At 64.7% G+C, this 13,589-nt stretch carries 14 protein-coding genes; 11 read left to right on the forward strand and 3 right to left on the reverse strand.

The features are described 5' to 3' along the window. Positions 1-309 precede the first annotated feature (309 nt). The 4 genes from rplU (at position 310) to proB (ending at position 3,246) form a co-directional block, all read left to right on the forward strand. Positions 310-621: a 50S ribosomal protein L21 gene (rplU, locus tag RBR52_RS08535; RefSeq protein WP_320376821.1), complete on the forward strand. Its 312-nt coding sequence runs from the start codon at positions 310-312 to the stop codon at positions 619-621. Positions 622-644: 23 nt separating this feature from the next. Further along, complete coding sequence (gene rpmA, locus RBR52_RS08540) at positions 645-902, forward strand: 50S ribosomal protein L27 (protein WP_320376775.1); 258 nt, start codon at positions 645-647, stop codon at positions 900-902. A 138-nt stretch (positions 903-1,040) separates the two neighbouring features. Beyond that, positions 1,041-2,117 carry an Obg family GTPase CgtA gene (cgtA, locus tag RBR52_RS08545; protein ID WP_320376776.1) on the forward strand — a complete coding sequence of 359 codons (1,077 nt, stop codon included), beginning with the start codon at positions 1,041-1,043 and terminating at the stop codon, positions 2,115-2,117. Further along, positions 2,104-3,246, forward strand: a complete 1,143-nt coding sequence (gene proB / locus RBR52_RS08550; protein ID WP_320376777.1) for a glutamate 5-kinase — start codon at positions 2,104-2,106, stop codon at positions 3,244-3,246. The genes cgtA and proB overlap by 14 nt, the downstream gene beginning before the upstream one ends. Before the next feature lie 31 nt (positions 3,247-3,277). Here proB and RBR52_RS08555 read toward each other — a convergent pair whose 3' ends face one another. Next, the gene (locus RBR52_RS08555; protein ID WP_320376778.1) at positions 3,278-3,820 is read right to left on the reverse strand and encodes a CNP1-like family protein; all 543 of its coding nucleotides are present in this window, start codon (positions 3,818-3,820) and stop codon (positions 3,278-3,280) included. Further along, complete coding sequence (locus tag RBR52_RS08560) at positions 3,817-4,413, reverse strand: RNA pyrophosphohydrolase (protein WP_320376779.1); 597 nt, start codon at positions 4,411-4,413, stop codon at positions 3,817-3,819. The genes RBR52_RS08555 and RBR52_RS08560 overlap by 4 nt, the downstream gene beginning before the upstream one ends. Before the next feature lie 173 nt (positions 4,414-4,586). Here RBR52_RS08560 and RBR52_RS08565 point away from each other — a divergent pair, with 173 nt between their 5' ends. After that, positions 4,587-6,317, forward strand: coding sequence for a proline--tRNA ligase (locus RBR52_RS08565; RefSeq protein ID WP_320376780.1), 1,731 nt, complete (start codon positions 4,587-4,589; stop codon positions 6,315-6,317). A gap of 31 nt (positions 6,318-6,348) precedes the next feature. After that, a complete protein-coding gene (locus RBR52_RS08570) occupies positions 6,349-6,996 on the forward strand; it encodes a lytic transglycosylase domain-containing protein (protein WP_320376781.1) in 648 nt (215 codons plus the stop codon). A 23-nt stretch (positions 6,997-7,019) separates the two neighbouring features. Here RBR52_RS08570 and ffh read toward each other — a convergent pair whose 3' ends face one another. Further along, the gene (gene ffh, locus RBR52_RS08575; protein WP_320376782.1) at positions 7,020-8,369 is read right to left on the reverse strand and encodes a signal recognition particle protein; all 1,350 of its coding nucleotides are present in this window, start codon (positions 8,367-8,369) and stop codon (positions 7,020-7,022) included. A 118-nt stretch (positions 8,370-8,487) separates the two neighbouring features. On the opposite strand from ffh, the gene RBR52_RS08580 reads away from it, so the two are divergent. Genes RBR52_RS08580 through ampD form a run of 5 tightly spaced genes read left to right on the forward strand, consistent with a single transcriptional unit; the run spans position 8,488 to position 13,423 of the window. Beyond that, positions 8,488-9,357 (forward strand): inner membrane protein YpjD, encoded by an 870-nt coding sequence (locus RBR52_RS08580; RefSeq protein ID WP_320376783.1) that lies wholly within the window; start codon positions 8,488-8,490, stop codon positions 9,355-9,357. Continuing rightward, complete coding sequence (locus tag RBR52_RS08585; protein ID WP_320376784.1) at positions 9,354-9,581, forward strand: PP0621 family protein; 228 nt, start codon at positions 9,354-9,356, stop codon at positions 9,579-9,581. Before RBR52_RS08580 ends, RBR52_RS08585 begins: the two co-directional genes overlap by 4 nt. After that, positions 9,562-11,295 carry a sensor histidine kinase gene (locus RBR52_RS08590; RefSeq protein ID WP_320376785.1) on the forward strand — a complete coding sequence of 578 codons (1,734 nt, stop codon included), beginning with the start codon at positions 9,562-9,564 and terminating at the stop codon, positions 11,293-11,295. The genes RBR52_RS08585 and RBR52_RS08590 overlap by 20 nt, the downstream gene beginning before the upstream one ends. Continuing rightward, the gene (locus RBR52_RS08595; protein ID WP_320376786.1) at positions 11,292-12,830 is read left to right on the forward strand and encodes a sigma-54 dependent transcriptional regulator; all 1,539 of its coding nucleotides are present in this window, start codon (positions 11,292-11,294) and stop codon (positions 12,828-12,830) included. Before RBR52_RS08590 ends, RBR52_RS08595 begins: the two co-directional genes overlap by 4 nt. Positions 12,831-12,832: 2 nt before the next feature. Further along, positions 12,833-13,423: a 1,6-anhydro-N-acetylmuramyl-L-alanine amidase AmpD gene (gene ampD / locus RBR52_RS08600; RefSeq protein WP_320376787.1), complete on the forward strand. Its 591-nt coding sequence runs from the start codon at positions 12,833-12,835 to the stop codon at positions 13,421-13,423. The last annotated feature ends 166 nt before the right edge of the window (positions 13,424-13,589 follow it).

A 13,589-nucleotide genomic window follows, 5' to 3' on the forward strand; every position in this document is an offset into this window, starting at 1 on the left:
AAACGCCGGGCCGCCCCAAGTTTTCTTGATTCCCGCGGGGGCGACAGGGTGAAGCACAGTCCTGGGGGCGCGCAGCCATCATTCTAAGAAGGTGCAATGGCAGGTCCTGACACCGAGCTTGCAGGCAGGGTGCATGGATCACGATACTCGCTGGGGGGGGCTGGTGAACAAGGTTCGCCATGCTAGAATTGCAAGCTTTTTCCAGACGAGGCGTCAAGCTCTGATTTCTGATGGGCTGGGTGAGGAGTCGGGTTGTGCGTGCAGCGGCTGCAAAAGTGGCTGTTTGCGCGATTTCCAAGAGGTGAACTTATGTATGCGGTCATAAAAACCGGCGGCAAGCAGTACCGAGTTGCGGCTGGCGAAAAAATCAAGGTAGAACAGATGCCGGCAGACGTAGGTCAGGATATTGTGCTGGAAGAGGTGCTTGCCGTGGTCGACGGTGAAGACGCCCGGTTCGGCACTCCCCTGGTCAACGGTGCGAAGGTGACGGCCAAGGTGCTGTCGCACGGTCGGCACGACAAGGTGCGCATTTTCAAGATGCGTCGCCGCAAGCACTATCAGAAGCATCAGGGGCATCGGCAGAACTACACCGAGCTTCAGATCGAAACGATCTCGGCGTAATGCGGCTTTAAGGAGTTTCAGACATGGCACAGAAAAAGGGCGGCGGCTCAACCCGCAACGGGCGCGATTCGGAAGCCAAACGGCTTGGCGTGAAGGTTTATGGCGGCCAGGGCATTTCGGCCGGCGGCATCATCGTGCGCCAGCGTGGCACCCAGTTCCACGCCGGTCACAATGTCGGCATGGGCAAAGACCATACTCTGTTCGCGCTGGTCGATGGCCGCGTTGAATTTGAAGTGAAGAGCGCGTTCAATCGGCGGACGGTGACGGTCGTCGCAAGCTGACGCTTGATCTCCGGCCCACAAGGGCCGGGCTGGCCCTTGGGGGCCCAGCAAGCCCCGGCATGGTGATGCAAGGCACACAGCGCGTGGGCTCGTTTCGCCAGCCGGGGTTTTCTGTTTTTTCTGCGAAACGAGCCTACCGTGAAATTTGTCGATGAAGTCGTGATCGAGGCGTACGCCGGAAACGGCGGCAACGGCTGCGTGTCGTTTCGCCGCGAAAAATTCATTCCCTTTGGCGGACCCAACGGCGGTGACGGCGGGCGCGGCGGACACGTCATTGCGCGCGCCGACGCCAATCTGAACACGCTGGTGGATTTCCGCTTCTCCAAACTGCATCGCGCACGCAATGGCGAGCATGGACGCGGAGCGGATCAGTACGGCGCGGGCGGGGAAGACAAGGTGCTGCGCATGCCGGTCGGCACGCTGATCTACGACGCGCAAACGAACGAGCTGATCGCCGATCTGGTGCAGGACGGCCAGGAAATCATCATCGCCCGGGGTGGCCAGGGCGGCCTGGGCAATCTGCACTTCAAGTCCAGCGTGAATCGCGCCCCGCGTCAATCGACCAAGGGACAGGAGGGCGAGCACCGCACGCTGCGCCTGGAACTCAAGGTGCTGGCCGATGTGGGTTTGCTGGGCATGCCCAACGCCGGCAAGAGCACCTTGATCGCTGCCGTGTCGAATGCCCGGCCCAAGATTGCCGACTATCCCTTCACCACGCTGTATCCCAACCTCGGCGTGGTGCGCCTGGGGCCGGGCCGCAGCTTTGTGATCGCGGACATTCCCGGCCTGATCGAGGGTGCGGCAGAGGGCCAGGGGCTCGGCCACCAGTTTCTGCGGCATCTGCAGCGCACCAAGCTGCTGCTGCACATCGTGGACATGGCGCCGGTGCAAGAGGGCGCGGATCCGGTCAAGGACGTGCGTGCCATCGTGGCGGAACTGAAAAAATATGACCCGGCGCTGGCCGCAAAGCCCCGCTGGCTGGTGCTCAACAAACTCGATCTGTTGCCCGAGGACCGGCGCGATGCGGCGGTGAAGAACCTGGTGCGCCGTCTGCGCTACAAAGGCCCGGTCTTTCCGATTTCGGCGCTGGCGCGCGAGGGCCTTGATCCTCTGCTGCATGCGATTGCCGAACACATCGGACAAAACCAGGCGGTGGAAACCGTCGACCCCGATCCCCGCTTCCGTGACGATACCCGTGACGATGCCAGAAATTGAAATTCCGCTGACTCACTCGGTCGTGCAGCCGGCGCGGCGCCTCGTCATCAAGGCCGGCTCCAGTCTGGTGACCGATGGGGGACGCGGCGTCGATTTCGAGGCCGTGTCGCGCTGGGCCGCGCAGATCGCCGGGCTGCGCGAGGCCGGAAAGGACGTCATCCTGGTCTCCAGCGGCGCGATCGCCGAGGGCATGCGCCGCCTGGGGTGGTCGCAACGCCCGCGCGAAATGCATCAGTTGCAGGCAGCGGCCGCCGTGGGCCAGATGGGCCTGGCGCAGGCCTACGAAACGGCCTTCCGGGAGCGCGGCATGGTGGCCGCGCAGGTTTTGCTGACCCACGCCGATCTCGCCGACCGCCAGCGCTATCTCAACGCGCGCACCACCTTGCTGACCCTGTTGGAGCAGGGGGTCGTGCCGGTCATCAACGAAAACGATACGGTGGTCACCGACGAGATCAAGTTTGGCGACAACGACACGCTGGGCGCGCTGGTCACCAATCTGGTGGAAGGCGATGTGCTCATCATCCTCACCGACCAGTCGGGCCTGTACAGCGCAGACCCGCGCAAGCACGCCGATGCCACGCTGATCGCGCAGGCCGGAGCCGAAGACGCCGCGTTGCAGGCGATGGCAGGCGGCGCGGGCACCGGCATCGGCACCGGCGGCATGGCGACCAAGGTCACGGCGGCGCGGCGTGCGGCGCGCAGCGGCGCGCATACCGTGATTGCCAGCGGACGCGAGCCCGATGTGCTGCTTCGGCTCGCCCGGGGCGAGATCGTCGGTACTCAGCTACTGGCCGGGCGCGCCAAGCTCGCCGCGCGCAAACAGTGGATGGCCGACCACCTGCAATTGCGCGGGTCGGTGACGGTGGACGAAGGCGCAGCGCGTCGGCTGCGCACGCAGGGTGCGAGCCTGCTGCCGGTGGGCGTGGTCGAGGTTCAAGGTGACTTCGGGCGGGGCGATGTCATCGCCGTGCGCGATGCCAGCGGCGCGGAGGTCGCCCGGGGGCTGAGCAATTACGCGGCTTCGCAGGCGCGACGCATCATGCGTCGCCCTTCTTCCGACATCGAGGCCATCCTCGGATTCAGCGAGGAGCCCGAACTGATCCACCGCGACAATATGGTGTTCTTGTAGGCAGCGTTTGCTGTAAGCGGTGAAGCCACTTTCAGTCCGAAGGGGCGTGCAGTCCCAGTTCGACGCGGCGCACCAAGTCGGCCGCGGTGCCTCTCACCGACTGATCCCGACAGAAATCATCGCGGTACAGGGTGGAGTGCACGCGCATTGCGCCGTTTTCGGGAATGCCTTGCCAGTCACTTCCCGTCGCGGCCACCCATTTCTGGCTGGCGTCGTTCCAAAGACCATAGAGCTTCCACTGCCGCGTGGCGCAATTGATGCCCTCATAGGTGATGTTGGGCGGCCCGTCCGGTGTTTTTCCAACCAGGGTGTAGCGCACCGTCTGGCCGGGCTCGACTGTGACCGAGCTCCGGTCGATGAAGAATTGCATGGCGCCGCTGGCGGTGATGTGCACATGCACGAGAGCCGTCGGGGCGGGGGGGAAAACGACGGGGGCTTCGGCAGCGCTCGATTTTGCGCCGAACAAGCCGTTCTCATCCGCAGTCCGGGCTTTGACGAGCTGGCCCGAGCCCAGGCCGAGCAACAAGCCCGCCAGCAACGCAGCCCGCGTGCGCGCTGAAGTGAGGAAGATCATGCCGGGTCTGGAGTGGTGAATGAGGAAGCCAGGGAGGCAGCCGCACCGGGTTCGGCTACGGCCACGGCTTCCTCGTGGCGGTGGCGCAGATTGGCGCGGAGAAAGCGCGTGCGCGGTTCAGCACGCGGCAGGAAATGCGCCAGCTCGGTCAGCGCCAGTTGATACACCTCGCGCTTGAACTCGATCACGCTCTCAAGCGGCACCCAATATTCGTTCCAGCGCCAGGCGTCGAATTCAGGGTGCTCGGTGGCGCGCAGGCAGACATCGCAATCGCGCCCGGTCAGGCGAAGCAAATACCAGATCTGCTTCTGGCCTTTGTAGATGCCGCGACTGTCGCGGCGCACGAAATGGCTGGGCACGTCATACCGCAGCCAGTGACGGGTGCGGGCGATGATGCGCACATGACAGGGATCGAGACCAACCTCTTCGTGCAGCTCGCGGTACATCGCCTGCTCGGGCGTTTCGCCCGGGTTGATGCCGCCCTGGGGAAACTGCCAGGAGTGCGCCCGCACGCGCTTGCCCCAGAACACCTGATTCTTGGCGTTGAGCAGAATGATGCCCACGTTGGGACGGTAGCCTTCGCGATCCAACATCGCCTGATCCTCGATCTTTTAGAATTCTGCGTTTCATTCATTATAGGCGGCGCTGCCGCAGGTGCAGGGGGCGCCTCGACAATGCAAAAAAGACCTTTGCCTGCCAAACCGCGGATGATGGCTCTCTCTTATTTGTTTATTTTTCCTCAAATGTCGGCTTTGCGCCGCTCCGCATGAAAATTTCCCGTTTTTTCATTTCCACCCAGAAGGACGATCCGGCCGATGCCGAGATTCGCAGCCAGGCGCTGATGTTGCGCGCGGGCATGATCAAGAAGCACGCCGCCGGGTTGTACAGCTATCTGCCGCTGGGCCTGCGCAGCATTCGCAAGGTCGAGGCCATCGTGCGTGAGGAAATGAATCGCGCGGGCGCCATCGAATTGCTCATGCCGGTGGTGCAGCCGGCCGAACTGTGGCAGGAGACGGGGCGGCTGGACCAGTTCGGCCCCGAGCTGTTGCGCATCAAGGACAGGCACGACCGCGATTTTGTGATCCAGCCGACCTCCGAGGAAGTCGTGACCGATCTGGTGCGCAGCGAGGTGCGGAGCTGGCGTCAGTTGCCGCTCAATTTCTATCACATCCAGACCAAGTTCCGTGATGAGCGCCGCCCGCGATTCGGCGTGATGCGGGCACGGGAATTTCTCATGAAGGATGCGTATTCCTTCGATCGCGATTTCGAGTCGGCGCAGGCGAGCTATCGAGCGATGTTCGATGCGTATGTACGCATTTTCCAGCGCTTCGGCTTCGAGTTCCGCTCCGTTGCGGCGGATTCGGGCGCCATCGGCGGTTCGCTCAGTCATGAGTTCCATGTCATTGCCGATACCGGAGAAGATGCCATCGCCTACTGCGAGGGTTCCGACTTTGCCGCCAACATCGAGAAGGCCGAGGCGCTGCCGCTGATCGCCGAGCGCGCCGAGCCCACACAAACCCTGCAGAAGACCCCGACGCCAGGCGCGGCCAAATGCGAGGATGTCGCAGCGCTGCTGGGCATTTCCTTGCAGCAAACGATCAAGTCGGTCGTGCTTGCGGTCGACGCCGAGAACGCGGGGCGGCCGGCCTCATTGGCGCTGCTGCTGGTGCGCGGCGATCATGCGGTCAACGAAGTCAAGGTGAGCAAACTCGCCGGGCTGACCCATGCGCGCATGGCGACCGAGGCCGAGATCGTGGCCGCGTTCGGCACGCCGCCGGGCTACCTCGGGCCGATCGGCACGGTCAAGCCGGTGCGGGTGATCGCCGACCGCACGGTGGCGAATATGAGCGACTTCGTCGTCGGCGCCAACGCCGAGGGTTTTCACTACACCGGTGTCAATTGGGGACGCGATCTGCCCGAGCCCGAAGTGGCCGACATCCGCAATGTGCAGGCGGGCGATCCCAGCCCGGACGGCAAGGGTCTGCTTTCCATCTGTCGCGGCATCGAGGTCGGTCACGTGTTCTATCTGGGCACCAAGTATTCGGCGGCGATGGGCGCGACCTTTCTCGACGACAAGGGCAAATCGCAAACGCTGGAAATGGGCTGCTACGGCATCGGCATCACCCGCATCCTCGGCGCCTGCATCGAGCAGAACCATGATGCCAAGGGCATGATCTGGCCGGATGCGATCGCGCCCTTCACTGCCGTGATCTGCCCCATCGGCTACGACCGCAGCGAAGCCGTGCGTCAGACGGCGGATGCGCTCTACGCCGAGCTCATGGCTGCCGGGGTGGATGTGGCGCTGGACGACCGCGGCGAGCGCCCGGGCGTGATGCTGGGCGACTGGGAGCTGATCGGCGTGCCGCACCGACTGGTGGTTTCCGACCGCGGCATCGCCGCCGGTACGGTGGAATATCAGCATCGGCGCGATAGCGCACCCACCGTGCTGCCGCTGGCCGAAGCGTCTGCGCAGTTGCAGGCGCGGCTCAAGTGCTGACTGAGCGCACGTCGTCTCGGGCTGATCGTCGATGAATCGCCTGTCGCGCCGTCGATGCTTGCTGCAGATCGCAGGCGCGGGCGCGACGCTCGCTGCTGGCTGGAGCCTGCCTGCGGCCTCTGCCTGGGCAGGGGCGCAACAGGAAGAGCAGCTCAGCGACGCGGTGCGCACCGCGCTGTCCGCGCAGATCGCCGAGGCGCCGCCGCCTCAGCCGCATTTCCGCGACGACGCGCACCGCGCCCAATACCGGGTCTGGCTGCTGCTTGAATCGAACTGGCTGCTGCGGCGCATGCCCGACCAGATCGTGCGCGAGCTGTTCTTGCGGACTCTGTGGTACGAATCCCGCCGCGCCGGCCTGGAACCGGCGTTGATCCTGGGCCTGATCCAGGTGGAAAGCGGCTTCAACAAATACGCCATCTCGCCTGCCGGGGCGATGGGCTATATGCAGGTCATGCCGTTCTGGACGCGGCAGATCGGCAATGGCGACATCATGAGCCTGTTTCACATGCAGGTGAATCTGCGCTATGGCTGCGTGATCCTGCGCCACTACCTGAATATCGAAAACGGCAATCTGTTCTATGCCCTGGGGCGCTACAACGGTTCGCGCGGGCGCGCCGCCTATCCCGACGCGGTGCTCGCCGCGCGCAAGCGCTGGAGGGTGGCGGACGGTTCGGGCTGAACGCCCGGCGCCGCACCGAAAGTTCAGCGCGGCATCATGCCGCCCATGCGCTGCATCATCTTGAACATCTTGCCGCCCTTCATTTTTTTCATCATGTCGCGCATCTGCTCGTATTGTTTGAGCAGGCGATTGACTTCCTGAACCTGCACGCCGGCGCCCGCGGCGATGCGGCGCTTGCGCGTGGCCTTGATGACATCGGGCTTGCGGCGTTCCTGCGGGGTCATGCTGTGGATGATGCCCTGCATGCGGCGCATGTCGCGTTCGGCGCGGTTCATGTCGGCCTGACCGGCCCTGGCCTGCATTTCGGCCGGCAGCTTGTCGAGCATGCCTTGCAGTCCGCCCATCTTGTTCATCTGCTGCAGTTGCATCAGGAAGTCGTTGAGATCGAACTGCGCGCCCGACTTCACCTTGGCGGCGAGCTGCTGCGCGGCGTCGATGTCGACCTGGCGCTGCGCCTGTTCGACCAGCGCGAGGATGTCGCCCATGCCGAGGATGCGGTCGGCCATGCGGCGCGGATCGAAAGGCTCCAGGCCGTCGATCTTTTCCGAAACCCCGGCGAACTTGATCGGCGCACCCGTGACCTGGCGCACCGACAGCGCCGCGCCGCCGCGGGCGTCGCCATCGAGCTTGGTCAGCACGATGCCGGTCAGCGGCAGGGTGTCGTGGAAGGCGCGCGCGGTGTTCACCGCATCCTGGCCCTGCATGGCGTCGACCACGAACAGGGTTTCGATGGGTTTGAGTGCGGCGTGCAGCTCCTTGATCTCGCGCATCATCGCCTCGTCCACCGACAGGCGGCCGGCGGTGTCGACGAGCAGCACGTCGAAGTGGTGGCTGCGGGCGAAATCGACGGCGCGGCGGGCGATGTCCAGCGGTTTGTCTTGCGGCGCGGACGGGAAAAATTCCGCCCCGGCCTGCGCCGTCACCGTCTGCAATTGCGCAATGGCCGCAGGGCGGTAAACGTCGCATGAGACGGTCAGCACTTTTTTCTTCTGTCTCTCGGTCAGCAGCCGCGCCAGCTTGGCGGTGGTGGTGGTCTTGCCCGCGCCCTGCAGACCGGCCATCAGGACGATGGCCGGTGGCTGGGTGGCGAGGTTGAGCGGCACGGCATCGCCGCCCATCAGATCGGCGAGTTCGCGCTGCACCACGCCCACCAGCGCCTGGCCGGGGGTGAGCGAGCCGACGACTTCCTGCCCCAGGGCCTTTTCCCTGACCCGGGCGGTGAATTCGCGCACGACGGGCAAAGCCACGTCGGCTTCGAGCAAGGCAAGGCGCACCTCGCGCAGCATGTCCTGGATATTCGATTCGGTGATGCGTGCTTCGCCCTTGAGGGTCTTGACCACGCGGGACAGGCGTTGGGTGAGGTTGTTGAGCATGGGGCGGGGAGGGCTCGTGGGGTGTTGCGCGAACCGTTGGGTGCAGAGCCTGCGGCCTGTCCGGTTTTCGCCGTGCGCGGCACGGTCGCGCCGCAGGGGGGTCGGTTAAACTTGAAACATGTCGATTTTAGTGAATAGCCTGGCCTTTGCCTTCTATATGCTGGCTGCGGCGTTGTCGCGTCCGAAGTCCGCAAAGTCCGCAAAGTCCATTTTGGCGCTGGGCCATGCGCAAGGGACGGCCAATGGGTCGACGCCAGGGTCGACACTGCGCTCCGAGCGCTGGTCGACCTGGGTGATGGCGCTGGCCTGGATCGCGCAGACCGTCACCCTCGCCATGGTGTTGCACGGCGAGTTGCAGCCGCATTTCGGCTTTGCCCAGGCGCTTTCGGTGACGTTCTGGCTGGTGGCGGCGGTGTATTGGGTGGAGAGCCTGTATTACCCCCTGCAGATGCTGAGAAGCTGGATCTGTTTGCTGGCGGCCATTTCCATTTTGCTGAGCTGGGTTTTCCCTGGAACCTTTACGCCCCCCTATGGCGCCGGGCCGACTTTCGCCTTGCACTGGGCAATGGGGATCGCCGCCTACGGACTGTTTGGCGCGGCCGTGCTGCATGGCATTTTGCTGTGGATGGCGGAGCGCTCGCTGCACAGGCGCAAGGGCGCGGTGTCGGGCGTGTCGCGCAGCCTGCCCCTGCTCACGCTGGAAAAACTGACCTACCGGCTGGCCGGGGTGGGCTTTGTCCTGCTGACGGCCTCGCTCATTTTCGCGGCGACGTTCAGCGAGGAGCTGTTTGGCAAGCCGTTCGAGTTCAATCATCAGACGGTGTTCGGCATCGCCGCGTGGGTGATTTTTGCCATGCTGATGATCGGTCGGGTTTTTCTGGGCTGGCGGGGTACGCGGGCGCTGGGCTGGCTGTTCGGCGGCACGGTGCTGTTGATGCTCACTTACGTCGGTTCGCGTTTTGTGCTGCAGGTGATCTTGCACCGATGAAATACCTCGTTGTGTTCGTCGTGGTGATCGTCGGGCTGATGCTCATCAAAAAATCACAGCAGCCCCGCAATGTACGGCAGCCGCCTTCGCGCTCCAAGCCGCCGCAGGTTCCCGAGGCGATGCTGCCGTGCACGCATTGCGGCGTGCACTCTCCCGCCAGCCGCTGCGTCTGGCGCGATGGCAAGCCGTATTGCAGCGAAGAGCATGCCCGTCTGGGGTCGTAAACCTGGGGCGGCGACCGCTGCCGACAGCGCGTTTGCGCGATCCCTGTTTGCGCCGTCGACGACGCCGCCGGGCTCGGCTTTTGTCCCATCCTCGCGTCTGGGCCGAGAACGCCTGAGAACCTACCGGGTACTCGCTGCGGCGCGCGTGGTGATGTCGCTGATGTTGCTGGGCTGGCTGGTCCTGCTGCCGATGACGCAGGCGGGACCCCACGTCGAAAGGCCCGTGATCGCCACGCTGGGCCATGGCGTGGCTCTGCTGTATCTGGGGCTGACGGCAGCGAGCCTGTGGTGGAGTTTCATCCATACGCAGGGTCTGGCCTGGCAGGTGCTGATGGCGATTGCGGTCGATCTGCTGGCCTTCACCACGCTGCAGTTCACCGCGGGTTATCCGGCGCGCGAATTTGCCCTGATCTACGCCTTGCCTGTGCTGGCCGCGGGCATCTACGGCACGCTGTCGCTCACCTTGTTCGTGGCCGCCTTGGTGACCTTGATTCTCCTGGGCAGCGCCGGATTCGCCCTGCTGGGCGGGGCGGAACAGGCCGAGCAGCGCATGCTCAACGCGGCCTTTGTCGGCATCGCCTATTTTGCCGTGGCGGTGCTGACGTGGCAGTTGTCGCAACGGCTGGCGCGCCAGGAGGCGCGCGCCGCGGCCAGCGAATCCATCGCGCGCAGGCAAATGGCATTGAACCAGCGGGTGATCGAGGCGCAGCGTGATGGCGTCATGGTGGTCGATCGGCACATGGTGCTCGAAGCGCTCAATCCGGCGGCGCAACATCTGCTCGATCTGCCCTGGAGCGATGCGGTCACGGCGCGCTGGCTGGGCGGACGCAAGGCCTTGCGCGACCTGCCGGTGGCCGAGGTGGTGCGCAAAGAGGTGGAGCGCATGGCCATCGATGGCGAGGATGAGAAGGAGGTCAAGGTGCGTACCCCGGCGGGGCGCAAGCTGCGGCTGCGCCTGTCCAGGCTGGACAATCTGCCGGGTGGCGTGGGCTACCTCATCGTGCTGCAGGATCTGCGGGAGATCGAAGCGCGCATCCAGCAGGAAAAGCTGGCGGCGATGGGGCGGCTGGTGGCCAGCGTGGCGCACGAGATCCGCAATCCGCTGGGGGCGATCAGCCAGGCCAACCAACTGGCGCGCGAATATGGAGCCGATCCGGTGCAGGTCGACCGCCTGCATCATCTCATCGCCCAGAATGTCGAGCGCATCAACCGCACCGTCGAGGACGTGCTGGAGCTGGGCCGTTCCGCCCCGCGCGACATCGGGCTGATGCCCTGCGCACCGCTGATGCGCGAGCTGCACGCCGAATTCGACCAGCCCGACGAAGGGCGGATCGGCCTGTTCATTCAGGACGATACCGCGCAGATCCGCTTCGACGCGCTGCATCTGCGCCGGGTGCTGGTCAACCTGCTGAGCAACGCGCGGCGCTATGCGAGCAAGCAGCCGCGGGCGATCGAAATGCGGCAGCTCGGCGTCGGGCAGGTGCGTGAAATCCAGGTCTCCAACGACGGCCCGCTGATCGACGCCGAACTGCGCGCGCAGTTGTTCGAGCCGTTTCGCACCACCAGCAGCCGGGGCGTCGGGCTGGGCCTGTATATTTCTCACGAACTGTGCCAGCGCAATGGCGCGCGCCTGCTTTACCGCATCGAGCGGGAGGGCACGCCGCAGCAGCGCGGTTCCTTTGTCATTCAGCTCGCGCCGGGCCCCGAAGTATGAATCCAGCGGATGTGCGCATTCTCATCGTCGATGACGAACCCGACTTGCGCGAGCTCTACACCCTGAGTCTGGTGCATGAGGGCTGGCAGATCGATGTGGCCGACAGCGTGGCGCAGGCGCGCGAGCATCTGTCCCGACGGCGCTACGCCCTCATGCTCACCGATATGCGCCTTCCCGATGGCGAGGGGCTGGAACTGCTGCGCTGGCTGGAGGGTCAGCCCGATCGTCACGAAAAATCCATCGTCATCACCGCCTACGGCAGCGCCGGAAACGCCGTGGCCGCGCTCAAGGCGGGGGCGTTCGACTACCTGAGCAAGCCGGTGGACCTGGCTGCGCTGCGCCGCACGGTGCATGCCGCCATCGCCGCCGCCCATGCCGAAGTGCGGATGCCGACCAGCAGCGCGCTGCAGCGCATGGTGGGTGAGTCTGATGTGATGCGTGCGCTCAAGCAGACGCTGCAGCGCGTGGCGCGCAGCATGGCGCCGGTGTTGATTCACGGCGAGTCGGGCACCGGCAAGGAGCTGGCAGCCAAGGCCGTGCATGAATGCAGCGCCCGCGCGAATGGGCCGTTCGTTCCGGTGAACTGCAGCGCCATTCCCGAGCAACTGCTTGAGGCCGAGTTCTTCGGCTACCGCAAGGGCGCGTTCACCGGGGCGATGTCCGACCATGCGGGTTTCTTTGTCGCCGCGCAAGGCGGCACGCTGTTTCTCGACGAGATCGGCGAGCTGCCGCTGGCCATGCAGGCCAAGCTGCTGCGTGCCGTGCAGGAGCGGCGCGTGCGCCCGGTGGGCGAGACGGCGGAAATCGCGGTGGATGTGCGCCTGGTCAGCGCCACCCATCGTCATCTGGAACGCATGGTGGAGCAGGGCCAGTTTCGGCAGGATTTGTTCTACCGCCTCAACGTCATCGCGGTCGCTCTGCCGCCCCTGCGCGACCGGCTGGACGATCTGCCGCTGCTGGTCGAGGCCCTGCTGGGCGATATTCGCCGCGACAACGCGCGCCCTGGTCTGCGGCTGAGCCCGGCCGCACTGCAGCACCTGCGTCGGCATCGCTTCCCAGGCAATGTGCGTGAGCTGGAGAACCTGCTGCACCGCGCTGCGGCCCTGGCTGCACACGATCTGATCGGCCCAGACGACATCGATCTGCACAGCGGCGGCGCCAGCGCTGCCCAAGTGCAGGCCCCCATCGCCGCTTCGCAAGCCGAAGACCTACTCGATTTGACGGCGCCGCCGATGCCAGGGTCAGGGCTGGCGTACCTGCCGACCCCCTCCACCGTGGCGCAGCGTTCCCCGGAGTTTCAACCGCCTGAGCCGCCGATGACACAGTTTGGCGCGTCGTTCGCCTTGCCGCCCGACCTGGGGGTCTATCTCGATCAGGTCGAGCGCAGCATTCTCTGCGAAGCCCTGCGGCGCACCCGCTTCAATCGCACGGCAGCCGCGCAGTTGCTGGGGTTGAACCTGCGCCAGATTCGCTACCGGATGGAGCGTCTGGCGATCCGCGATCCGGCAGAGGCGCCGCCGGACGATCGTTCCTGATCATGGCGCCCCGTTTCAATGCGGCGAGTGGCGGCGAACAGGGCTGGATGCCGCATGCCCGCCATATGCCATCACCCAATGCGGATGACCGGCCAGCGGGCATGACGATCGATTTGCTGGTGATTCACTGCATCGCTCTGCCACCGCGTCAATATGGCGGTGACGCCATCGAGCAGTTGTTTTGCAATCGGCTCGACTATCAAGCGCATCCGGCCTTTTCCGCGCTCGAAGGTCTCAGGGTGTCGGCGCATTTCGTGGTGCGGCGTGATGGCGTGCTGACGCAATATGTGTCCTGCGACCGACGCGCCTGGCATGCTGGGGCGTCCCGTTTCGCCGGGCGCGAGCGCTGCAATGATTTCAGCATCGGCATCGAGCTAGAAGGCAGCGACGATGAGCCGTTCGAAGCCGAACAATACGAAACGCTGATCGCCCTGGGCGCCGAACTGTTTGCGCGTTATCCGCTGCGCGCCATAGCAGGTCACGGCGACATCGCGCCGGGGCGCAAGACCGACCCCGGCATCGGCTTCGACTGGCGGCGATTGAAAAACGGCCTGGCGCTGCCTGCGCGGGCCTTTCCCTTTCAGGCTTTTTGAAGTCGCTCAGGGACTTTGCGGAGCTTTTCCGTGGATGCGTCTGGGCATGGGTTGTGGGCTGACCATCTGTTCGTTCCACACTACAAATAGTGGTTGAATTTCAAATTAACACTAGATATAGTGTGTTCGCGGCTCAGGAGAGCGCGGCCGGGTAAAGTTTGCGCCT

The sequence above is a fragment of the Thiomonas sp. genome (assembly GCF_034007205.1).
Taxonomy (GTDB): domain Bacteria; phylum Pseudomonadota; class Gammaproteobacteria; order Burkholderiales; family Burkholderiaceae_C; genus Thiomonas.

Excerpts from the sequence above, each read along its gene's own strand:
- RBR52_RS08570 (WP_320376781.1), top strand. The coding sequence starts at position 6,349 with ATGAATCGCCTGTCGCGCCGTCGATGCTTGCTGCAGATCGCAGGCGCG.
- RBR52_RS08560 (WP_320376779.1), bottom strand. The coding sequence starts at position 4,413 with ATGTTGGATCGCGAAGGCTACCGTCCCAACGTGGGCATCATTCTGCTC.
- RBR52_RS08590 (WP_320376785.1), top strand. The coding sequence starts at position 9,562 with ATGCCCGTCTGGGGTCGTAAACCTGGGGCGGCGACCGCTGCCGACAGC.
- proB (WP_320376777.1), top strand. The coding sequence starts at position 2,104 with ATGCCAGAAATTGAAATTCCGCTGACTCACTCGGTCGTGCAGCCGGCG.
- rplU (WP_320376821.1), top strand. The coding sequence starts at position 310 with ATGTATGCGGTCATAAAAACCGGCGGCAAGCAGTACCGAGTTGCGGCT.
- RBR52_RS08585 (WP_320376784.1), top strand. The coding sequence starts at position 9,354 with ATGAAATACCTCGTTGTGTTCGTCGTGGTGATCGTCGGGCTGATGCTC.
- rpmA (WP_320376775.1), top strand. The coding sequence starts at position 645 with ATGGCACAGAAAAAGGGCGGCGGCTCAACCCGCAACGGGCGCGATTCG.
- ampD (WP_320376787.1), top strand. The coding sequence starts at position 12,833 with ATGGCGCCCCGTTTCAATGCGGCGAGTGGCGGCGAACAGGGCTGGATG.
- ffh (WP_320376782.1), bottom strand. The coding sequence starts at position 8,369 with ATGCTCAACAACCTCACCCAACGCCTGTCCCGCGTGGTCAAGACCCTC.
- RBR52_RS08580 (WP_320376783.1), top strand. The coding sequence starts at position 8,488 with ATGTCGATTTTAGTGAATAGCCTGGCCTTTGCCTTCTATATGCTGGCT.
- RBR52_RS08595 (WP_320376786.1), top strand. The coding sequence starts at position 11,292 with ATGAATCCAGCGGATGTGCGCATTCTCATCGTCGATGACGAACCCGAC.
- RBR52_RS08555 (WP_320376778.1), bottom strand. The coding sequence starts at position 3,820 with ATGATCTTCCTCACTTCAGCGCGCACGCGGGCTGCGTTGCTGGCGGGC.
- RBR52_RS08565 (WP_320376780.1), top strand. The coding sequence starts at position 4,587 with ATGAAAATTTCCCGTTTTTTCATTTCCACCCAGAAGGACGATCCGGCC.